This window comes from Paractinoplanes bogorensis, assembly GCF_018829635.1.
Lineage (GTDB): Bacteria > Actinomycetota > Actinomycetes > Mycobacteriales > Micromonosporaceae > Actinoplanes > Actinoplanes bogorensis.
Window position 1 is genome coordinate 290,459 of record NZ_JAHKKG010000013.1, and the last position, 19,441, is coordinate 309,899.

Annotated in this window: 22 protein-coding genes; 6 read left to right on the forward strand and 16 right to left on the reverse strand. The window is 70.5% G+C overall.

Going from position 1 to position 19,441, the window contains the following annotated elements:
- Positions 1-36: 36 nt before the first annotated feature.
- Positions 37-864: an alpha/beta fold hydrolase gene (locus KOI35_RS37050; RefSeq protein WP_215793362.1), complete on the forward strand. Its 828-nt coding sequence runs from the start codon at positions 37-39 to the stop codon at positions 862-864.
- Here KOI35_RS37050 and KOI35_RS37055 read toward each other — a convergent pair.
- The gene (locus KOI35_RS37055) at positions 852-1,208 is read right to left on the reverse strand and encodes a hypothetical protein (RefSeq protein WP_215793363.1); all 357 of its coding nucleotides are present in this window, start codon (positions 1,206-1,208) and stop codon (positions 852-854) included. The two genes, KOI35_RS37050 and KOI35_RS37055, sit on opposite strands and share 13 nt — an antisense overlap.
- Positions 1,209-1,245: 37 nt before the next feature.
- On the opposite strand from KOI35_RS37055, the gene KOI35_RS37060 reads away from it, so the two are divergent.
- Complete coding sequence (locus KOI35_RS37060; protein ID WP_215793364.1) at positions 1,246-1,545, forward strand: putative quinol monooxygenase; 300 nt, start codon at positions 1,246-1,248, stop codon at positions 1,543-1,545.
- Between the two features lie 46 nt (positions 1,546-1,591).
- Here the strand turns inward: KOI35_RS37060 and KOI35_RS37065 are convergent, their stop codons facing one another.
- Positions 1,592-2,266, reverse strand: a complete 675-nt coding sequence (locus KOI35_RS37065) for a class I SAM-dependent methyltransferase (protein ID WP_215793365.1) — start codon at positions 2,264-2,266, stop codon at positions 1,592-1,594.
- Between the two features lie 111 nt (positions 2,267-2,377).
- Here KOI35_RS37065 and KOI35_RS37070 point away from each other — a divergent pair, with 111 nt between their 5' ends.
- On the forward strand, positions 2,378-2,893 hold the full coding sequence (locus tag KOI35_RS37070; RefSeq protein WP_215793366.1) for a hypothetical protein: 516 nt from the start codon (positions 2,378-2,380) through the stop codon (positions 2,891-2,893).
- A complete protein-coding gene (locus KOI35_RS37075) occupies positions 2,890-3,672 on the forward strand; it encodes a hypothetical protein (RefSeq protein WP_215793367.1) in 783 nt (260 codons plus the stop codon). The genes KOI35_RS37070 and KOI35_RS37075 overlap by 4 nt, the downstream gene beginning before the upstream one ends.
- Before the next feature lie 9 nt (positions 3,673-3,681).
- Here the strand turns inward: KOI35_RS37075 and KOI35_RS37080 are convergent, their stop codons facing one another.
- The 8 genes from KOI35_RS37080 to KOI35_RS37115 all read right to left on the reverse strand — a co-directional run bounded on the left by KOI35_RS37080 (position 3,682) and on the right by KOI35_RS37115 (position 10,600).
- The gene (locus tag KOI35_RS37080; RefSeq protein WP_215793368.1) at positions 3,682-4,476 is read right to left on the reverse strand and encodes a M15 family metallopeptidase; all 795 of its coding nucleotides are present in this window, start codon (positions 4,474-4,476) and stop codon (positions 3,682-3,684) included.
- A 51-nt stretch (positions 4,477-4,527) separates the two neighbouring features.
- Entirely contained in the window at positions 4,528-5,547 is a 1,020-nt protein-coding gene (locus KOI35_RS37085) for an ABC transporter ATP-binding protein (RefSeq protein WP_215793369.1), read from the reverse strand.
- Entirely contained in the window at positions 5,544-6,344 is an 801-nt protein-coding gene (locus tag KOI35_RS37090; RefSeq protein WP_308121319.1) for an ABC transporter permease, read from the reverse strand. Before KOI35_RS37090 ends, KOI35_RS37085 begins: the two co-directional genes overlap by 4 nt.
- The gene (locus KOI35_RS37095) at positions 6,332-7,231 is read right to left on the reverse strand and encodes an ABC transporter permease (protein ID WP_215793370.1); all 900 of its coding nucleotides are present in this window, start codon (positions 7,229-7,231) and stop codon (positions 6,332-6,334) included. Before KOI35_RS37095 ends, KOI35_RS37090 begins: the two co-directional genes overlap by 13 nt.
- The gene (locus KOI35_RS37100) at positions 7,224-8,342 is read right to left on the reverse strand and encodes an ABC transporter substrate-binding protein (RefSeq protein WP_215793371.1); all 1,119 of its coding nucleotides are present in this window, start codon (positions 8,340-8,342) and stop codon (positions 7,224-7,226) included. The genes KOI35_RS37095 and KOI35_RS37100 overlap by 8 nt, the downstream gene beginning before the upstream one ends.
- A gap of 194 nt (positions 8,343-8,536) precedes the next feature.
- Entirely contained in the window at positions 8,537-9,274 is a 738-nt protein-coding gene (locus tag KOI35_RS37105) for an FHA domain-containing protein (RefSeq protein WP_215793372.1), read from the reverse strand.
- A gap of 343 nt (positions 9,275-9,617) precedes the next feature.
- Positions 9,618-10,373 (reverse strand): hypothetical protein, encoded by a 756-nt coding sequence (locus KOI35_RS37110; RefSeq protein WP_215793373.1) that lies wholly within the window; start codon positions 10,371-10,373, stop codon positions 9,618-9,620.
- Positions 10,374-10,414: 41 nt separating this feature from the next.
- The gene (locus KOI35_RS37115; protein ID WP_215793374.1) at positions 10,415-10,600 is read right to left on the reverse strand and encodes a hypothetical protein; all 186 of its coding nucleotides are present in this window, start codon (positions 10,598-10,600) and stop codon (positions 10,415-10,417) included.
- 141 nt (positions 10,601-10,741) lie between these two features.
- Here KOI35_RS37115 and KOI35_RS37120 point away from each other — a divergent pair, with 141 nt between their 5' ends.
- The gene (locus KOI35_RS37120; protein WP_215793375.1) at positions 10,742-11,119 is read left to right on the forward strand and encodes a VOC family protein; all 378 of its coding nucleotides are present in this window, start codon (positions 10,742-10,744) and stop codon (positions 11,117-11,119) included.
- A 3-nt stretch (positions 11,120-11,122) separates the two neighbouring features.
- Entirely contained in the window at positions 11,123-11,920 is a 798-nt protein-coding gene (locus KOI35_RS37125) for a YwqG family protein (protein ID WP_215793376.1), read from the forward strand.
- Here the strand turns inward: KOI35_RS37125 and KOI35_RS37130 are convergent.
- From KOI35_RS37130 to KOI35_RS37155, 6 genes are read right to left on the reverse strand one after another with little or no spacing between them, the layout of a single operon-like run.
- A complete protein-coding gene (locus tag KOI35_RS37130) occupies positions 11,907-12,953 on the reverse strand; it encodes a GGDEF domain-containing protein (RefSeq protein WP_215793377.1) in 1,047 nt (348 codons plus the stop codon). The genes KOI35_RS37125 and KOI35_RS37130 overlap by 14 nt on opposite strands.
- The gene (locus KOI35_RS37135; protein ID WP_215793378.1) at positions 12,950-13,984 is read right to left on the reverse strand and encodes a GGDEF domain-containing protein; all 1,035 of its coding nucleotides are present in this window, start codon (positions 13,982-13,984) and stop codon (positions 12,950-12,952) included. The genes KOI35_RS37130 and KOI35_RS37135 overlap by 4 nt, the downstream gene beginning before the upstream one ends.
- A gap of 27 nt (positions 13,985-14,011) precedes the next feature.
- On the reverse strand, positions 14,012-15,058 hold the full coding sequence (locus tag KOI35_RS37140) for a CaiB/BaiF CoA transferase family protein (protein WP_215793379.1): 1,047 nt from the start codon (positions 15,056-15,058) through the stop codon (positions 14,012-14,014).
- Complete coding sequence (locus KOI35_RS37145; RefSeq protein WP_215793380.1) at positions 15,055-17,067, reverse strand: 3-hydroxyacyl-CoA dehydrogenase NAD-binding domain-containing protein; 2,013 nt, start codon at positions 17,065-17,067, stop codon at positions 15,055-15,057. Before KOI35_RS37145 ends, KOI35_RS37140 begins: the two co-directional genes overlap by 4 nt.
- Positions 17,067-18,272 carry an acetyl-CoA C-acetyltransferase gene (locus KOI35_RS37150; RefSeq protein WP_215793381.1) on the reverse strand — a complete coding sequence of 402 codons (1,206 nt, stop codon included), beginning with the start codon at positions 18,270-18,272 and terminating at the stop codon, positions 17,067-17,069. Before KOI35_RS37150 ends, KOI35_RS37145 begins: the two co-directional genes overlap by 1 nt.
- The gene (locus tag KOI35_RS37155; protein WP_215793382.1) at positions 18,262-19,425 is read right to left on the reverse strand and encodes an acyl-CoA dehydrogenase family protein; all 1,164 of its coding nucleotides are present in this window, start codon (positions 19,423-19,425) and stop codon (positions 18,262-18,264) included. The genes KOI35_RS37150 and KOI35_RS37155 overlap by 11 nt, the downstream gene beginning before the upstream one ends.
- Positions 19,426-19,441 lie beyond the last annotated feature (16 nt).

Genomic DNA, 19,441 nt, shown 5'->3' on the forward strand with positions numbered 1-19,441 from the left:
ACAATCTTGGCTTCGGGAGGCAGAACGATGGAACACGTGACGTCGCGGGACGGGACGCGGATCGGGTTCCTGCGGCAGGGCTCCGGGCCGGGGATCGTGCTCGTGCAGGGCGCGATGGGGACGGCCCGCAACTACGAGAAGCTGGCCGAGGCGCTGGCGCCGGCCTTCACGGTCATCACCCCGGACCGGCGCGGGCGGGGGATGAGCCCGAGGCCGTACGAGGAGAACCACGACATCGCCCGTGACGTCGAGGACGTCGACGCTCTGCTGGCCGAGACCGGTGCCGAGTGGGTCTACGGGCTCAGCTCGGGGGCGATGATCACGCTGGAGGCGGCCCGGACGCTGCCCCGGGTCACGCGGGCCGCGGTCTACGAGCCGCCGTTCTATGCCGACGGGATCGACCGGGACGGCGTGCGGCGGCTGTTCACCGAGGTCGGCGAGGGCGATCTGCCGGCCGCGCTGGTCACCGCGCTGCTGGTCAGCCGCACCGCCCCGGCGCCGATCCGGCTGATGCCCCGGCCGATGGCGCGGCGGCTGGCCGGAGCCGTGCTGACCGCCGACGACCGCCGGACCGGCCCGGCCGCCAAGCTGCGCGACCTGGTGCCGGGCGTGCGCTACGACTTCCACGACGTCGCCGGGATGGACGGGCGGATGCCGTCGTTCGCGGCCCTGGACAAGCCGATGCTGTTGCTCAGCGGGACCAGGAGTCCGGCCTTTCTGCGCGAGAGCATCCGGGCGTTGCATCAGGTGCTGCCTCAGTCGCAGCACATCGAGTTCGACGGGCTCGACCATTCCGGTTCGTGGAACGACGGCAGTCCGGTCGTTGTCGCGGCGGCGCTCCGGGAGTTCTTTCACTCCATGTGACGGGCGGCGGCCTCGTACGTGCCGTCGGGTGTCTCGTTGAAGGCGATCGCAGCGCCGGGCGCGTGGCGGTGCACCAGGTTGATGACCTGCTCGAAGAGCGCGAGGTCGTGGCGGACGCCGCCGCCGACGACCACGACGCGCCAGGGCCGCTCGCGCACGGCCGCGGTGACGACTTCGGGGATGTCGTCGCTGCCGTCGAGGCCGATCAGGCACGTGGTGGCGCCGACTCCGGCCTGCTCGAAACGGGCCATGCCGGTCTTGATGCCGGCCGCGACCGGGGTCGGGTCCCACGGACCCGGCACCCGGTACGGGTCGAGGCCGATCACGAGAACCACGGGCTCCATGCCGTCACCGTACGCCCGGCGTGTCAGGATCAGGGGCGTGCTCTACGGATATCTGGGTTCGATGAAGACCAAGCCGGGCCACCGCGACGAGGTCGCCTCGATCCTGACGAGCGGCGCCGACGGGCTGCGGGCGGCGGGCTGCCATCTGTACGTGGTCGGGCTGGCCGCCGACGATGACGTCACGATCTGGGTGAGCGAGATCTGGGAGTCGCGCGAGGCGCACGACGCCTCTCTGCAACTGCCGGAGACGCGGGCCGCGATCGGCCGGGCGATGCCGATGCTGACCGGCGAGTTCACCAGCCAGGAGACGGTGGTCGCGGGCGGTCTACTAGGCTGAGACCTCTCTCCTGGGGAAGTCCGTGCAGCGCTTCGGCGGGTTGCACTCAGTCATCGGCCGGCCGCCGGAGTAGTCGCCGTTGTTGCGCGTAGATGATGTGACGGTTGGTTGTCACCGTCGCGGTCAGGGGCCAGCCGGGGATGGATTCTAGTTCGGCCGGCTGCCAGAACCGTTTGACCACCTCGAAACGGCGACCATCGTTGAGGACTCGCACCTGGCGGTCGTCGGCGAGGCGCTCGTGGTGGTAGCTGTCGACGACGAAGATCCGGCCGCCGGGGCGCAGTGCTGCGGCGACCCGGCCGCAGAACTGGGTGAGGCGGTCGTCGGGCACGTGGGAGAGCCAGTAGGCGAAGAACACCACGTCGAAAGCGGCCACCGGTGGCGCCCATTCGAAGAGATCGGCGACCACATAGGACACCTCGCCGCGGCCTGAGGTGCGTTGCCGGTTGAGGGCGAGCGTCTCGGCGCTGGCGTCGACGGCGGTCACGTGGCCGGCGTGGCGGGTCAGGTGTTCGGTCCACCAGCCGGTGCCGGCCGCCAGTTCGAGGACGGCGCCGGTGGGGGCGAAGTCGTCCAGCGCCCGCACGACCTGGTCGATGTCGGCCGACCAGCGTCGTTCGTCGTCGGGCGACTTCGCGTAGCGGCCCTGCGACTGCCACCATTCGTCGTATTCGGGGGCGCGCTGCCGGTAGTACTCACGTTGCTCCGCAAGCCGGTCCATCCCGGAAATCTACTTCGCGCGGGATGTCGGATCAGGGACCTCAGCGACCCCGCGGGCGGCCTTCGATGACACGCTCCGCTTGGTACAGGTGCCTACGGAGGGGCTCTCGAGATGTCGATGTCGCAAGACGTCCGTGGTGTCGAACTGCCGTGGATCGAGCCGGTCGAAGTCGATGCCGCCGAGGTCGCGGAGCCGGGCGCGGCGGCCCGGTGGTGGAACACCGGCGTGCAGCACCTGATGAATCCCACCCTGGGACTGCTGACCGTTCTCAACCAGGAGACCCAGGCCATGGTCGTGGTGCAGAGCGCGGGCGCGGCTCTGGTGCAATGGCTGCTGCCCTGGTGCGACACCTACGACGAGGTGGCCTCGAAGTCCCTGGTCTTCCGCATCTTCCGGCCCGGAGTGAGCGGCGCGGGCGAGCGTATCTTCTCGGTCTTCCAGGACTACCGCAGCAACCGGGCGATGTGGCTGCCTGCGGGCGTGACCGATTTCCAGGCGCGCTCGCCGATCGAGACGTTCGTCGGATCCGGTGTCTTCCTGCCGCCCTGCTCGGTGCTCAACGTGCGGGTGGGCATCATCCCGCCCGGCAACCTTCTGGTGCCGGTGGGAGATGTCGTCGTCCGGTGAACGCGATCCGGAGAGGCGACGAACACTTCGACCTTGTTCTCGACGCGGCCGAGCGGCCCGCGCCCGGCGAAGTCAACGTCCGGGTCGAGGGCTTCGGCGGGGACGAGCAGCGACTGCGGCGCCGGGTCGCGGAGATCGTGGGCCGGCCCGGGGAGCCGTCGGGCCGGAGCGAGTGCCGCCCTCGTGTGCGGGAAACGGTCGGGATCACCGGCCCGTCGACGGACCCGGCGCGGCGCGCCGAGCTCGAGGACCTGGTACGCGAGGTGCTGCCCGAGGCGTCGTCGGCCCGGGCGGCGAGCTGTGTCTGCGCCGGTGGCGTCTACGGCGATCGCATCCCGTTGACGCCGCCCTACCCGTGGTGGGGCGCCAACGGCGCCTTCGTCCCGCCGGCGGGCGGCAACCCGTCGTGGGTGATCGCGGTGAAGCTCGACGCGCCCGGCTGGAACTGGGCGCGGCTGAACCTCAACGACGGTGCCGTCGCCGGGGTGCCCCGGAACCAGGTGGTCCTCGGGCTGGCCAACCAGACCGACTGGGCCAAGGAGATCTGGGCGCAGAACTTCTGTTCCGGCCGGGTGGCGTCGGTGTTCCAGAGCGGCACCAACGCCCTGCCGAACCAGATCCGCCTCGACCAGGCCGTGTGCTGGTCGGGCGCCGACACCATCGTGTTCCGCAAACCGGGTGCGCTCGGCTTCTGGCACGACGTCGGGCACTTCGGCGCGACGGCCTTCTGGGCGGCGTTCGGCGGGACGATCGCCGACTTCACCTGGGTGTACGACTGACCGCCGCGCTCACTTGTTGGTCAGGCTGAAGTGCATGTAGTCCTTCAGGCTGGACCACGTGCCGCCCCAGAAGAAGTCGTTGCCCAGGAACGCGCGTGCCGCCCCCTCGGGATGGACCATGCCGATCAGGTAGCGCGACCGGTCCAGATAGAACGCGCTCCCGGCCGGGGAGATCGAGCGGCCCCGGATCATCGGGTTCTGGAACGGGTTGATGTCGATGGCGATGCCGAGCGCGTGCTCCGACCAGGCCGTGGTGCCGCCCACCGCGCGGCAGTTGTAGCCGGCCGTCACGGTGGCCATGTTCTTCTCAGTGGGGTTGTTGACCGCCATCGGGGCCATGCCCATGATGCGGAACCGGGTGCGATAGAGGATGCCGAAGATCTGCTGGGTACGGGCCGTCACGTCCTTGCGGACGATCACGCTGCCGTCGTGGTAGGCGCCGGTGAAGTCGATGTACGACACCCACACCTTGCGCAGGTTGATCGGCAGGACCGGGCAGCGCTTGAGCGGATTCCAGTTGACCATGCCGGGGGTGACCGGCTCGACGCGCGTCCGGAACGCGGGCAGCGGGGCGTCCGGCGGGTTCAGCCGCATCACCGAGTCGACCTGGGCCGTGGAGCCGGGCGGGAGGCCGTTCCAGTCGGCCAGGTCCCCGGCGCTCACGTTGGTCAGCGCGGCGATGTAGGCCAGCGACTCGCCCGGCCGGACCACGTGCCACACGGTCCCGTCCGCCCGGACCGGTGCGGGACCGGTCACGGGCACGAGCAGCAGGGACAGCAGGGCGGACAGGAGAGGTTTTCGCACGGGTACAGACCGTACGAACCAACTCGGGCGAGTCGCAGCGAAACGCGAAAATCAGGCCAGCGCGACCGGATTGGGTTGCAGAGTTACCCGTACGGGCGTGCCGGGTGCCAGAGACGCAAGACGGTCGGTCGCCACCTGCGCGACCACCAGTTCGTCCCCGACCGAGACGGTGACCTTGCTGATCGCCCCGAGGAAGCTGGTCGTCAGGACCCGGCCGGAACCCTCGGGATCGGCGGTGACCTGCACCGACTCGGGACGGATGAGTGCGGTGACCGACGGCGAGGAGGCGGGTGACAACATCGGCAGCCGCGTACCGAGCACCTCGACCTCGTTGCCGACGACCGTGCCGGGCAGACGGTTGCTCAGGCCGACGAACTCGGCCACGAACGGCGTCGCCGGGGTCAGATAGATGTCGGCCGGCGCGGCCAGCTGCTCGAGCTTGCCGGCCCGCATGACCCCGACCCGGTCGGCGACCGCGAGGGCCTCCTCCTGGTCGTGGGTGACGAACAGCGTCGTCGTGCCGACCTCGGTCTGGATTCGCTTGATCTCGTCGCGCAGCTGCACACGGACCTTGGCGTCGAGCGCCGACAGCGGCTCATCGAGCAGCAGCACGCTGGGCTCGATGGCCAGCGCACGGGCCAGGGCGACGCGCTGCTGCTGGCCGCCGGAGAGCTGGTGGGGGTAGCGGTCGGCGAACTGTCCGATCCCGACCAGCTCCAGCATCTCCCTGGCCCGGGTGAGCGACTTGGTGCGGCCGCGCAGGGACAGGCCGAACGACACGTTGGCCAGGGCGGTCAGGTGCGGGAAGAGGCTGTACGCCTGGAACACCATGCCCATGTCACGGCGGTTGGCCGGCAGCGAGCTGACGTCCTTGCCGCCGACGAGGACCTCGCCGCTGTCGGCGTCCTCGAGTCCGGCCAGCACCCGCAGCGCCGTCGTCTTGCCGCAGCCGGACGGGCCGAGCAGCGCGATGAACTCGCCCGGCTCGATGGCCAGGTCGAGGTTGTCGAGGGCGTGCGTCGGGCCGAACGAGCGGCGCAGCCCTTTGAGGTGTACGGCTACGCCGGTCACGAGGACTCCTTAGAGGTACGGCGGCGACCGCCGAGCAGGGACAGCAACAGCAGCAGGACGAAGGCGAGCAGCAACGAGGTGAGCGAGACGGCGACCGACATGGTGGCGCTGCTCTTGCCCAGGAAGTTGATCGCGACCTGCAGGTTGGTGCGGTTGAGCAGCGACGCGATGGTGAACTCGCCGAGCACCAGCGCCACGGTCAGGAACGCCGCCGACAGCACGGCCGAGCGGATGTTGGGCAGCACCACCCGCCACATCACGGTGCCCCAGCCCGCGCCGAGTGACCGCGCTGCCTCGGCCAGGGTCTTCACGTCGATCGCGGACAGGCCGGCGTCGATGGCCCGGTACGCGTACGGGAGAACCAGCACGGTGTACGCGAACACGAGGGTCAGCGACGAGCCGCCCAGGAAGTAGGTGACCCAGGCGTACACGGGAGCCAGCCCGACGACCAGCACGATGGCCGGGATCGTCAGCGGCAGCAGGCAGATGAACTCGACCAGCCGGCGCAACCGGGGCAGCCGCAGTCGCACCCAGACCGCCGTCGGGACGAGCAGCACCAGCATGAGCAGGGCGGTGAGCGCGGCCTGCAGCAGCGAGTTGGTGATGCCCTCGGCCAGCGCCGGGTAGCGCTCGCTCAACGCGGGCCAGTCGACCAGCAGCGGCCACGTCTGCGAGTCGCGGGTGGAGAACTCGACCATCGCCACGAACGGCAGCACGAAGAACACACCGAGCACGATCAGCACGGTCCAGCGGAAGATCCGCTGCTTGCGGGCGCGCCGCGCGATCACCCCAGCCACTTCGACGTCCTTTTCTGGAGCAGGGCGTACAGCCACATCACGACGGCCACCACGACGACCATGCCGAGCGCCATCGCCTTGCCGACGTTCTGCTGGCCGAGCAGCACCTCGCTGGTCAGGGCGCCGCGGATCTGCAACGGGATGAGCGGGCTGCCCTGGGAGACAAGAGCGGCTGCGGTTGCGTACGCGGAAAAGCTGTTGGCGAAAAGCAGCAGCGTCGAGCCGAGGAAAGCGGGTGCCAGCAGCGGCCCGGCCACGCGGGTCCAGTACTGCCAGGTGGTGCCGCCGAGGCTCTCGGTCGCCTCGCGCCACTGCGGACGGATGCCGTCGAGGGCGGGCAGGAACACGATGACCATGAGCGGGATCTGGAAGTACGTGTAGATCAGCGTCAGGCCCGGCAGTTCGAACAGCCAGACGCCGTTCTCGTACAGGTTGATGTTGAACGTGTCCTGCAGCCACACCGTGATGAAGCCGGACAGGCCGATGGTCGCCAGGAAGGCGAACGCCAGGGTGACGCCGCCGAACTGGGCCAGCACGCCGGCCGCCGCGGTCACCGTCCGGCGCAGCACGCCCTCCGGTTTCGCGGTCACCAGGGCGTACGCGAGCAGGGCGCCCAGCACCGCGCCGACCAGCGCGCTGATCGCCGAGAGCGCGATGCTGCGGCCGAACGCGTCGAGGATGACATCGGTGCCCAGGGTCTTGATGCTGTCCAGGGACACGCCGCCGTCGTTGCCGGCGAAGGCGCCGATCACCACGACCAGCGTCGGGATGATCAGGAAGATCGTCACGTACGCGAAGAAGGGCACCGTCCCGAGCAGGGAGGTGACGCCCCGCAGGCGTGGCCGGCGGGCCACGGTCTGCGGGGCGGTGGCGGCCGCCTCAGCCAACGGTCTTGGCCCAGTTCGCCGACAGGTACTCCTTGGCCTTGGTGTTCTGCGCCTCGGTCGGGATGACCGGCGTGCCCTCGACCTTGGGCAGGGCGTCGAACAGGGCCTTGTCGATGGTGCCGGCCTTCGCCATGGCGTCCTGGCGGACCGGGCGGGCGCCGCCCTTGAGCCACAGGTTCTGACCCTCGTCGGAGTAGAGGAACTCCTGCCAGAGGCGCGCGGCGGCCGGGTGCGGGGCGTCCTTGTTGATCGCCTGCACGTAGTACGAGCCGAGCACGGCGCCGCTGGGAACGAAGGTCTTCCAGGTCTTGAGCTTGGTCGCCTCGGAGGCGTTCAGGTAGTCCCAGTCGAAGACGACCGGGGTCTGCCCGCTCTGGATGGTGGCCGAGTCGGGGTCGACCGGCAGCAGGTTGCCGGCCTTCTTGAGCTGGCCGAAGAAGTCGACGCCGGGCTTGATGTCCTCGACCGTGCCGCCCTTGGCGATCGCGGCCATCTGCACTCCGCCGAACGCGGCACCGGCCTGGGTCGGGTCGCCGTTCAGCGCGACCTTGCCCTTGTACTCGGGCTTGAGCAGGTCGTCGAGGCTGGTCGGGGCGGGCACCTTGGCGCTGTCGTAGCCGATGGACATGTAGCCGCCGTAGTCGTTGACCCAGGCGCCGTTGGCGTCCTTCAGGTTGTCCGGGACGTCGGCGAACGTCGCGACCTTGTACGGCGCGAACATGGCGACGTTGGCCGTGGCGACCGTGGCGCCCAGGTCGAACACGTCGGGGGCACCGTCCTGACCCTTGAGCTGGGTGGCGGCGTTGATCTCGTCCTGGCTCGAGCCGTCCGGCTGGGCCGAGTTGACCTTGATGCCGTACTTGTCGCCGAAGGTCTTGATGAGCTCGCCGTAGTTGGCCCAGTTCGGGGGCAGCGCGATGACGTTGAGCTGGCCCTCGGCCTTGGCCGCCTCGACGAGCTTGTCGATCCCGCCCAGGTCAGCGGCGCTGGTCGCGCTGGCCGCGGAGGAGCCGGACGATTCCGTCTCCTTCTCGGGCGGCGAGCAGGCCGCGACCGCGGCTATAGTGGTGGCCGCCACAGTGACGGCGATCGTGCGGGTGAATGAGCGCACCGTTGTTCCTCCCTCTGCACGCACCGGGCCGGTACGCGCTGGGTGATCATGAGAGAACTTGCTTGACGGCAGGCGACGAGAACACGACGACACGGCGACATTCCTTCGCTGTTTCCGTCGTCGCCGTGAGCGTATCGGCGCGCTCGATCGATGCATATAGCTGCACAAACGATCCCGGAATCCTCGTAGGACAGCTAGGGTCGCGGACCCGGCCGGCTGCGGGTGGTCTCGCCCGGTCCGCTCATGCTTCCGGGCAGGTCGGCCAGATCCCGTACGGTCACCGCGCCCCGCTCCACGGCCCATCGCGCCAGAGCGAGTCGCGGGTCACCGTCGTCCGAGACGAGACCGGCGAGCTGATGCCGTACGTCCTTGATGAGGTTGCGGGCGTAGCTGGGCTTGAGGTTGAGGCGCTGGGCCAGTTCCGGCGTCGAGCGTGGACGGGCGTAGGCGCCGTTGCGGGTCAGCAGCGGCTCGCACAGGGCGATCAGGGCGATGCGCTGAGCCGGTGTGAGCAGGGCCACCCGCCCGGCGATGTGCACGTCGCCGGTCCGGTCCTCGCCCGGATCCACACCCGGCGGCTCGGGTGCGGACAGCGCCCGCGCGTCCACCCGCACACCGACCGGCCGGTCGTCGGTGCCGGCGAAGACCACCTGGAACAGCCCGTACGGCAGGGAGGTCGACGCCGACAACGGGCCGACCCGCCGGTCCTCGCCGGTCGGCGGGCGGAGGACCAGCGGCTTGTGCGTCGACTGGTTGAACACCGTCACGTGGGCCGGCTCGACCTGCAGCAGGCAGGCCCGGCGGGAGATGTACGGGTCGAACAGCTGGATGTCACAGGCGTGACTGCGCCCGATGCTGATCGATTCTCCGACGCCGGCGCTGTGGACCTCCCGCTCGTAGCCCACCACGATCTTCACCCCGATTTGAAGCATGCCCCCACGTTCCTTCTCTCCGGACGGCGCCGACGAAATCACACCCGGTGCGCCACACGTAATCGATCTCCTCGGGGATCAGGCGGACAGAAAAACGCGCTGAGCTGCTCGAATCGGCCGCAGCCCGGGAAAATGTGATCCACATCGGCCGGTTCGTCGCCGATTCGAATCCATTCCGTGATGGGTTGAGGGGGTCTTTCTCGCTTCCTGATCCCCGGTGCTCATTGACCGCATCGGTATTCATTGATCAGGAATGACGCAATATGAATGTTCGTCATCATCGGCGCTTCATGGTGGTGGGCGCGCCCTCGCATGGGTGCCGCGGCGTTGCCGTTCCACGTCGTCAGGTGAGCGTCCATTCGGCCGTCTGCGCGGCGACGCCAGGCTTCAGGCTGAGGCGAAGGCGGGTGAGTTTCCGGCTCTCCGGCAGCTCGAACACGATGGTCCGGGGGAACTCCCATCTGGGCTCGACCAGGGCGTCGGGGAATGCGCCGAGGGCCGTGGTCATGACGGTGTTCCGCTGGTGCCATTCGCCCTTGTCGTCGGCGACCCACGCGTACTGCTGCAGCCCGGCGATGAACGGGACGGTGCCGGTGTTGGCCGCGTTGACGGTGACCGAGACCAGCCGGTCGCCGGTCGCCGGTCTGAGCTCGGGAAACTTCGACAGCTCGGGGTCCTCCACCCGGATGATGGACACCGTCATCTGCTCACCGTTGTCGCCGATCATCACCACGGAGCCATTGCGCGGCACGATGCTGCCCGCCGGTACGGGGGCCGGGCTCCCGGGCCGGGCCGTGTCGGGCTGCGCCGCCGTGCTGCTCGTGCCCGGACCGGAGCCGGTGGCTCGGCCGACGATCACCCCGCCCACGGAGGCCACCACCGCCACCACGATCAGGGCCGTCCACCGGTAGCACGGGGCATGCTCAACCGGAGCCGGCGAGACCGTTTCTTCTGCTTCTGCTGCTGGAACCGGGGATGGCAACTCGGAAGTGCCCGTTTCGACGTCCTGCTTGCGTTTGGTGGCCCAGGCGGCAAACGCCCCGGCCGCGGCGACCACACTGGCCGCGGCGATCCAACCGGACCAACTGCGACGCGGCACGGTCCCAACATCGGCAGGGCGCACACAAATCTGAGGGCGGTCTAGAAGCCGAGGCCGTCCAGGATGCGCAGGACGACGTTGCCCTTGGACTCCTCCGTGGCAGGCTGAGCGTCGGCGAGAAGCAGGATCACGTCGTCGACCTTGGCCACCACGTCGGGGCGATTCGCCTGGGCAGCGGCGTCCCGCAACTGGGCGGCCATGGACAGCAACTGCGCCGAGTCGGTCATGCGGCCGAGAGTAGAACCGCCAAGCTCATCGTCGTGCCACCAGGATCAGGTGGCCGGTGGCCGGGTCATCCGGACCCGCGGCGAACGCAGGCGCGGACACCACGGATGCGGATGCCGGGCCGGATCGGGAATCATCGGTGTATGCGGCTTCGGATGGAACTGTTCGTCGACGACACGGATGCCAGCGTCAGGTTCTACTGCGATGTGCTCGGATTTCAGGTCGACCGGCGCGCCGAGGACTACGTGAGCCTGCGCCGGGGTGCTGTCGTGCTCGGGCTCGGTCCGATGGCGAAGCTGCCCGTCACCCGGCAGCGGCTCAGCGGCGACAAGGGGACCGGCGTCGAGATCGTGCTCGAAGTCGACGATCGGGATCAGCTTCGGGCGCTCTACGAGCACTGCCAGCTGCGGGCCACGATCAGCGACGAACTCCGGATGCAACCGTGGGGCCTGTACGACTTCCGGCTCGCCGATCCGGACGGCTACTACCTGCGGATAACGCATGGCCGTCTAGGGTCGTGAACCGTGGAGATCGAAGCAGCCGCGTGGGAAGCGTTTCCGGAGCAGGCCGAGGTCCGGAGTCTGGCCTTGCCTTCGGTGCGGGTGACGGCCGGGACCGGTGAGACGGGCAGCCGGTTCGGGGGACTGCCGTGGGCCGATGACCGGTCCGAGTGGCCGCGGACGGACGACGGGCGTCCGCTGTGCCTGGTCGGTCTGCTCGACTGTGACCAGGTCAATGGCTGGCTCGGCGGAGAGCCGTTGCCGCCCGGACTACTCCTGAACTTCTTCTTCGACGCCGATGAGCAGGAAACCTGGGGGATGAGCCCGCAGGACGCGCACTACTGGCGGATCGTGGCGGCCGACAAGGCGCAGGCGGCGCCGATGGTTGCGCCCGATGGGGTGACCGTGTTTCCGGCGCAAGCGCTCGACGGACAGCCGGTGCTGACCATTCCGCATCCGTGGGAACCGTGCATCAGGCAACGGTGGGCCGAGGACAGCGCTCCGGCAACGGCCTACTTCAAGCTGTGGGACACCGACCCGGCCCACCACCGCGTTTTCGGCTGGCCGGAACTGAGCCAGGGCCCGATGCAGCGGGATTGCCAGCTTGTCACCGGCGGGTTCGACCTGTTCGAGCCGATCGACGAGGCCGACCCGCGCGTGCTGGAACTGGAGCAGGGCGCGGAGGACTGGCGGCTGCTCTGGCAGATCGACAGCACCGACGACTGGATGTGGGGCGACATGGGGAAGCTCTACTTCTGGATCCGTCGACAGGATCTGGCGGCCGGGCGGTTCGACCGCGTGTGGGCGCTCATCCAGGGATAGATCTGGCCGCCTTCTCGCGGTACATCGCGGCGTCGGCCGCCGAGGACAACTCGTCGAGCCCGGCCGGTGACCCGGCCTCCCGCGCCGCCACGCCGATGCTCACGCCGACCGTGACCGGGTGGCCGGCCGCCTGCACGGGGCGGCTGATCTCGGTGCGCAGCCGGTCGGCCAGTTCGGTGGCGGTCTCGAGGTCCGCGTCGGCCAGCACGACCACGAACTCGTCGCCGCCGATGCGGCCGGGCAGGTCGCCGTCGCGCAGGGCGACCCGCAGCCGGTCGGCCACCGCCTGCAGCACCTCGTCGCCCGCGGCGTGGCCGAGCGTGTCGTTGACGGCCTTGAAGCCGTTCAGGTCGAGCACCAGCAGGGCGACGGCCCGTCCGTCCAGGGATGCTGCGTGGGCGGCCAGCCCGGCCCGGTTGGCCAGGCCGGTCAGGCCGTCGTGGGCGGCCTGGTGGGCCAGCTGGCGGCGGGCCTCGTCGAGGTCGCGCACGTGCCGGCCGGAGGCGCTGGCCTGGACACCGGACAAGGCGGCCAGCAGCAGGTTCAACATGACGGCCATGGTGAGGTCGCTCAGCGGCATCAGCGCTGAGCCGTAGTGGACGGCGGCTACGGCCAGGGACGCGGCGGCGACCGCCCAGACCAGCAGGGCGCCGGGCAGGCGGCGGCGCAGGGCCCCGATGACGACGGCCAGCGACAGCGCGGGCCAGACCGTCTGGCCCCAGTTCACCTGGACGACGATCACGATGAGCACTGTGGCGACGGTGTCGCCGAGCATCTGGCCGGCGCCGGCCAGGTCGTAGCGCTTGCCGCCGGGACGCAGGAAGCCGGCCAGCGCCAGCACGTTGGAGACGGCCATCACGGCCAGGGTGCCGAACGCGCCGATGAGCGCGTCCAACGGCAGCGCGCCACCCTCGGGCAGGCCGAAGCCGGGCAGGCGGCCGACGGCGAGCAGCAGGATGAGGACCATGCCGGCCGAGCGCACGAGGAAGGCGCCGGCCTCGACGGAGCGGCGGCGCCGCAGGAGGGCGGTCATCGGCCGGAATAGTCCTTGTCCAGGTACATGGCGGCGTCGGCCTCGAGACAGAGCGCCTCGAGTGAGGTGTCTGTGCCCACGGCCACGCCGATGCTCACTCCGACCGAGACCGGCCGGCCGTCGAGGGACATCGGGCGGCGGATGTCGTCGCGGAGCCGGGCGGCCAGGCTGGAGGCCGTGTCGAGGGTGGCGTCAGCCATCACGATGACGAACTCGTCGCCGCCGATCCGGCCGGCCAGGTCGTCGTCGCGCAGCGCCGTGCGCAGCCGCTCGCCGACGATGCGCAGCACCTCGTCGCCGGCGGCGTGTCCGAGGGTGTCGTTGACCGCCTTGAAGCCGTTCAGGTCGAGCACCAGCGCGGCGATCGCGCGGCCTTCCAGCGACTGGGCGTGCTCGGCCAGCCGGGCGCGGTTGGGCAGGCCGGTGAGCGGGTCGTGGGCGGCCTGGTGGGCCAGCTGACGCCGGGCCGCGCCGAGTTCCTGCACCTGGCGGCTGTAGGCCCGGGCCTGGGTGCCGCTGAGCATGGCGACGAGCAGGTGGCTGAGCACGGCCACGCTGAGGTCGCCGGCCGGCATGGCCCGGTGGCCGTTCACGACCACCGCGACCGCGAGAATGCCGCTGGTCACGGTCCAGGCGAGCAGGGCGCCGCCGAGTTGTTTGCGCAGGGCGGCGGTGAGGATGGACAGGGAGAGCAACGGCCAGGCGGTCTGCCCGGCCGTCTGGATGCTCGCGACGAGCCCGGCGATCGCGATGGTGTCGAGGACGACGCCGAGGGTGCTGTTGCGCTCGTAGTGGCGGCCGCCCGGATCGCGCAGATTGACCACGGCCAGGAGCAGGGAGAACCCCATCTCGACGAGCGCACCCGTGCCGGCCAGCCGCACCCAGGGCGCGTCCAGCAGTGCGGGCGGCATGCCGATCCAGCCCGCCATGAACAGCACCACGCACAGCACGCCGCCACTGCGCGAGACCACCGAGCCGGCCTCGATCGTGCGACGCCGGCGCAGCTGCGACGGGTCGGGAATAGTGTTCATCCGACGTAACGTCGGCCGGCCGGACGCCTACTTGAGGGTCCAGCCGGAGAGAACCTGTGCGACCGTTGCGGCTGTGGGTGGTTGCGGTTCCTGATTTCCCGTACGGGAGAAGCGCGGCGCCGGCCCGGGCTGCGTGACCCCGTCCACAGCGACGAACGTCCCGCGCGCCCGGTTGTGCGGATGCGCGGGCGCCTCGACGGGAGAGAGCACGGGCGCCACACAGGCGTCCAGCCCCTCGAAGATCGTGGTCCACTCGTCCCGCGTACGGGAAAGAAATCGCTCGGCCAGCACCGACCGCGACACGGACCGGGACGGGTCCAGGCCGAGCCCGGTGAGCAGGGCCTGGTAGAAGGCCGGTTCGAGACTGCCCACGGCCATGTATCCGCCGTCGGCCGTCTCGTACGTGTCGTACTGAGGCGCCCCGCCGTCGAGCAGGTTCTCGCCGCGCCCGCCACGCCAGGTGCCGTCGGCGATGAGGCCGTGCAGGAACGTGGTGAGCAGCGCCGACCCGTCGACCATGGCGGCGTCGACGACCTGCCCGAGCCCGGAGCGGGAGCGTTCGACCAGCGCGGCCAGCACGCCGACGACCATCAGCATCCCGCCCCCGGCGAAGTCGCCGAGCAGGTTGAGGGGTGCGTGCGGTCGTTCGCCGGCCCGGCCCAGCGGCTCGAGCGCCCCGGCCACGGCCAGGTAGTCGATGTCGTGCCCGGCCCGTGCGGCGAGCGGACCGTCCTGTCCCCAGCCGGTCATGCGGGCGTACACCAGACCGGGGTTGATCTTGTGGCAGGGAAGGGGACCGAAGCCGAGGCGCTCGGCCACGCCCGGCCGGTAGCCCTCGACCAGCACATCGGCGTGGGTGATGAGGCTCAGCAGGTCGTCGAGGCCCGCGGGCGTCTTGAGGTCGAGGGTGACCGTGCGGCGGCTGCGGTCGAGCGGTCCGGGCGGCATTCCGGAACCGCCGGGCCGGTCGACCCGCACCACGTCGGCGCCAAGGTCGGCCAGCATCATGCAGCCGAACGGGGCCGCGCCGAGCCCGGCCAGCTCGACGACGCGTACGGCGGAAAGGGTGGTCATGCCGGCTCGAACCGGGCGCCGTAACGGTCGGCCAGCTCGCGCGCCCGGCCGTCGAAATCCGCGTGCTGGTCGGCGAAGCGCAGCACACCCCCGGTCCAGGCCGGGTAGCCGATGCCCAGGATCGAGCCGACGTTGCCGTCCTCGGCCGTGCGCAGCACCCCCTCGGCCAGGCAGCGACGCGCGTCGAGCGCCTCGGCGAACAGGAAGCGGTCCTTCAGGTCGTCGAGGGGTACCGCGCGCCCGGCCGTCGTCGACATCGCGGCCAGACCCTCCCAGAGGCCGGAGCGTTTCCCTTCCCCGTACGCGTAGAAGCCGCGCCCGGCACCCCGGCCCGGACGGTCGTGGTCGTCGACCATCGCGTCCACGAGCGCATGCGCCGGCAGCCGGACGAACCCGGAGTCGGCCGCCTCGAACTGGACCCGGATCCGCTGGACCAGCGTCAGGCTGACCTCGTCGGCCAGCGCGAGGGGACCGGTCGGATAGCCGGCCTGCAGCGCGGCGTGCTCGATCGAGGGCGCCGGCACCCCTTCGGTCAGCATGCCGATCGCCTCGTCGAGGAACTTGCCGATCACCCGGCTGGTGAAGAAGCCGCGCCCGTCGTTGACCACGATCGGGGTCTTGCCGAGGCGGCGGCCCAGGTCGAAGGCGCGGGCCACGGTCGCGTCCGAGGTCCGCGCGCCGGCCACCAGTTCGAGCAGCGGCATCCTGGCCACCGGCGAGAAGAAGTGCATGCCCAGGAAGTCGGCCGGCCGGTCGGTGCCTTCGGCCAGCCCGGTGATCGGCAGGGTCGAGGTGTTCGAGGCGAGCAGGGCGTCCGGGGCCACCACCGGGAGCACCTCGGCGAAGACGTCGCGTTTGACGGCCGGGTCTTCGAAGACGGCCTCGATCACCACGTCGCATCCGGCCAGGTCGGTGACGTCGGCCGTGGTCGTGATGCCGGGGCCGGCGGCGCGGGCGGCCAGCTCGGGCGTGACGTCCTTGACCACGACGTCGAATCCGGCGCGGGCGCAGGCCTGGGCGATGCCGGCGCCCATCATGCCCGCGCCGAGCACGGCGACCCGGCGGGCGGGCTCGGTGACCTCGACGTTCGGGCGGGCCAGGCCGCCGTTGACCGCGCGCAGGTCGAAGAACAGGGCCCCGATCATGTTCTTGGCGATCCGGCCGGTGAGCAGCGTGATCAGGTTGCGGGTCTCGATGATCTGGGCCGTCTCGAAGTCGACCTGGGCGCCCTCGACGGCGGTGGCCAGGATCTTCTCGGGCGCGGGCAGGGCGGCGCCCTTGAGCTGCTGCCGGAGCGTGGCGGGGAAGGCGGGAAGCTGGGCGGCCGTCGATCGCGACGCGGGGGTGCCGCCCGGCATGCGATAGCCGGGACGGTCCCATGGTTGGGTCGCTTCCGGGTTGGCGACGATCCACTCGCGGGCCAGGGCGACCAGTTCGGCGGGGGTGGAGGCGACCGCGTCGAGCAGGCCGTTCGTCACGGCGTCGGACGGGCGCAGGCGGCGGCCGGTGAGCAGCCAGGTGGTGAGCGCGGGGGTGAGTCCGAGCATCCGGACGGTCCGGGTGACGCCACCGGCCCCCGGCAACAGCCCGAGCGTGACTTCGGGGAAGCCCAGCCGCGTGCCCGGCGTGTCCAGCGCGATCCGGTAATGGCAGGCGAGGGCTACTTCGAGGCCCCCGCCGAGCGCGGCGCCGTTGATCGCGGCGACGACCGGGCGCCCGTAGGTCTCCAGACGACGGAAGTCCCGCTTGATCGTGCTGAGCAGCTCGAACAGCGCGGGCGCGTCGTCCGCGGTGGCACGCGCCATGGTGGGCAGGTCACCGCCGGCGAAGAACGTCTTCTTGGCGCTGGTCACGATGACCCCGGTGACCTGGTCGCGTTCCGCGTACAGGCGGTCGACCGCGGCCGTCATCGCGGTCACGTAGGCCGCGTTCATGGTGTTGGCCGACTGCGTCGGGTCGTCCATGGTCAGGGTGACGACACCGTCGTCGTCCCGGGCGTAGTCGATCATCAGAGCCTTTCCAGGACGGTCGCGACGCCCATGCCGCCGCCGATGCACAGGGTGACCACGGCCCGCCGCTGGTCGCGTCGTTCGAGTTCGTCGAGGGCGGTGCCGAGCAGCATGGCCCCGGTCGCGCCGAGCGGGTGCCCGAACGCGATCGCCCCGCCGTTGACGTTGACCGTCGCCGGGTCGAGGCCGAGGTCGCGGATGTACTTGAGGACGACGGCCGCGAACGCCTCGTTGATCTCGTACAGGTCGATGTCGCTGGTCCGCAGGCCCGCCACCGCCAGGGCTTTGCGGGTGGCCGGGGCCGGGCCGGTGAGCATCAGGGTGGGGTCGGCGCCGGTGACCGCGGCCCCGGCGATGCGGGCCCGCGGGGTCAGCCCGAGGTCGCGTCCGGCCTGTTCGCTGCCGATCAGCACCAGTCCGGCGCCGTCCACGATGCCGGAGGAGTTGCCCGCATGGTGGACGTGCTCGAGACGTTCCAGCCAGTGGAACTTACGCAGGGCGACGGCGTCGAAGAATTCCGTACGGGCGAAGGAGGGTTTGAGGCGTCCCAGGCCCTCGACCGTGGTGCCGGGGCGCGGGTGCTCGTCGGCGGTGAGGATGTCGAGCCCGTTGGCGTCCCGGACCGGCACGATCGAGCGGCTGAAGTGCCCGCCGGCCTGCGCCTTGGCCGCCTTCTCCTGCGACTCGGCCGCGAACCGGTCGACGTCCTCCCGGGAGAAGCCCTCGAGCGTGGCGATCAGGTCGGCGCTGATGCCCTGCGGCACGAAGTCGGTCGCGAGGGAGGTCTCGGGGTCGAGGAACCACGCGCCGCCGTCCGAGCCCATCGGGTTGCGCGACATCGATTCGACGCCGCCCGCGACGATCAGGTGTTCCCAGCCCGAGCGGATCCGGGCGGCCGCCTGGTTGACCGCCTCCAGACCCGAGCCGCAGAAGCGGTTTAGCTGCACGCCCGCGACCGTGTCGGGCAGGCCGGCGAGCAGGGCGGCGGCGCGGGACAGGTCGCCGCCCTGCTCACCGATCGGGGTGACGATGCCGAGCACGAGGTCGTCGATGCGGGCCGGGTCGAGCGGCTCCACACGGCGTCGAAGAGCACCGAGCAGGCCGGTGACCAGGGAGATCGGCTTGACCCCGTGCAACGCGCCGTCCGGTTTGCCGCGGCCGCGGGGGGTGCGCAGGGCGTCGTACACGTAAGCCTCAGAGGGCACGCGCGATCAGCTCCTTCATGATCTCGTTGGTGCCGCCGTAGATCTTCTGGACGCGGGCGTCGGCGTACATGCGCGCGATCGGGTATTCGGTCGTGTAGCCGTAGCCGCCGAAGATCTGCAGGCACCGGTCGACGACCTCGCACTGGCCCTCGGTGAGCCACGATTTCGCCATCGCGGCCGTGGCCACGTCGAGTTCGCCGCGGACGTGCCGGGTGATGCAGTCGTCGAGGAAGATCCGGGCGACGCGGGTGCGGGTGGCGCATTCGGCCAGCACCATGCGGGTGTTCTGGTGCCCGATGAGCGGCTTTCCGAAGGCGGTGCGTTCCTTCGCGTACGCGGTGGCCAACTCGACGGCCCGCTGCATGGCGGCCACCGCTCCGACGCCGATGACCAGCCGTTCCTGGGGGAGCTGGTGCATCATCTGCACGAACCCCGCACCCTCCGTCTGCAGGAGATTCGCGGCCGGGACGCGGAAGTCGTCGAAGAACAGTTCCGCCGTGTCGTTCGAGTGCAGGCCGATCTTCTCGATCATCCGGCCGCGGCGGAACCCGGGGTCGCCGTCCTTGATCTCGCAGACGATCAGGCTGATGCCGGCCGCGCGCTGCGACGGGTCGGTCTTGACGGCGAGAACGAGCAGGTCGGCCACGCCGCCGTTGGTGATGAACGTCTTCGACCCCGAGATCAGGTAGTCGTCGCCGTCGCGGACCGCGCGGGTGCGGATCTCCTGCAGGTCGGAGCCGCCGCCCGGCTCGGTCATGCCGATGGCCCCGACGAGCTCGCCCGAGCACAGGCCGGGCAGCCAGCGCCTCTTCTGAGATTCATTCCCGTACGAGGTCAGGTAGCCGGTCACGATGCCGCTGTGCACCGCGAGTCCCAGGCTGCCCTCCCCGGCGGCCGTCTGCTCGTGCAGCAGGACGGCCTCGTGGGTGAAGTCGCCGCCCCCGCCGCCGTACTCCTCGGGGACGCTCAGCCCGAGCAGACCGAGCGCGCCCGCCTGCCGGTAGTGCTCGCGGTCGGGGTGTCCCTGCCGTTCGAGGCGTTCGGTGTGCGGCACCACCTCCTTGGTGAAGAAGGTGCGGGCCAGCTCGGCCAGATCGTCGTGCTCGGGGTGGGACCACGCCGGCGTGTAGCCGTCCAGTCCAGGAGTGGTCATGGTCATACCCTAGACC

Bases quoted from the DNA above. Each gene is read 5' to 3' on its own strand.
- KOI35_RS37055 (WP_215793363.1), bottom strand. From the start codon at position 1,208: ATGGAGCCCGTGGTTCTCGTGATCGGCCTCGACCCGTACCGGGTGCCG.
- KOI35_RS37135 (WP_215793378.1), bottom strand. From the start codon at position 13,984: ATGAACACTATTCCCGACCCGTCGCAGCTGCGCCGGCGTCGCACGATC.
- KOI35_RS37140 (WP_215793379.1), bottom strand. From the start codon at position 15,058: ATGACCACCCTTTCCGCCGTACGCGTCGTCGAGCTGGCCGGGCTCGGC.
- KOI35_RS37130 (WP_215793377.1), bottom strand. From the start codon at position 12,953: ATGACCGCCCTCCTGCGGCGCCGCCGCTCCGTCGAGGCCGGCGCCTTC.
- KOI35_RS37070 (WP_215793366.1), top strand. From the start codon at position 2,378: ATGTCGATGTCGCAAGACGTCCGTGGTGTCGAACTGCCGTGGATCGAG.
- KOI35_RS37120 (WP_215793375.1), top strand. From the start codon at position 10,742: ATGCGGCTTCGGATGGAACTGTTCGTCGACGACACGGATGCCAGCGTC.
- KOI35_RS37115 (WP_215793374.1), bottom strand. From the start codon at position 10,600: ATGACCGACTCGGCGCAGTTGCTGTCCATGGCCGCCCAGTTGCGGGAC.
- KOI35_RS37105 (WP_215793372.1), bottom strand. From the start codon at position 9,274: ATGCTTCAAATCGGGGTGAAGATCGTGGTGGGCTACGAGCGGGAGGTC.
- KOI35_RS37145 (WP_215793380.1), bottom strand. From the start codon at position 17,067: ATGATCGACTACGCCCGGGACGACGACGGTGTCGTCACCCTGACCATG.
- KOI35_RS37065 (WP_215793365.1), bottom strand. From the start codon at position 2,266: ATGGACCGGCTTGCGGAGCAACGTGAGTACTACCGGCAGCGCGCCCCC.
- KOI35_RS37155 (WP_215793382.1), bottom strand. From the start codon at position 19,425: ATGACCACTCCTGGACTGGACGGCTACACGCCGGCGTGGTCCCACCCC.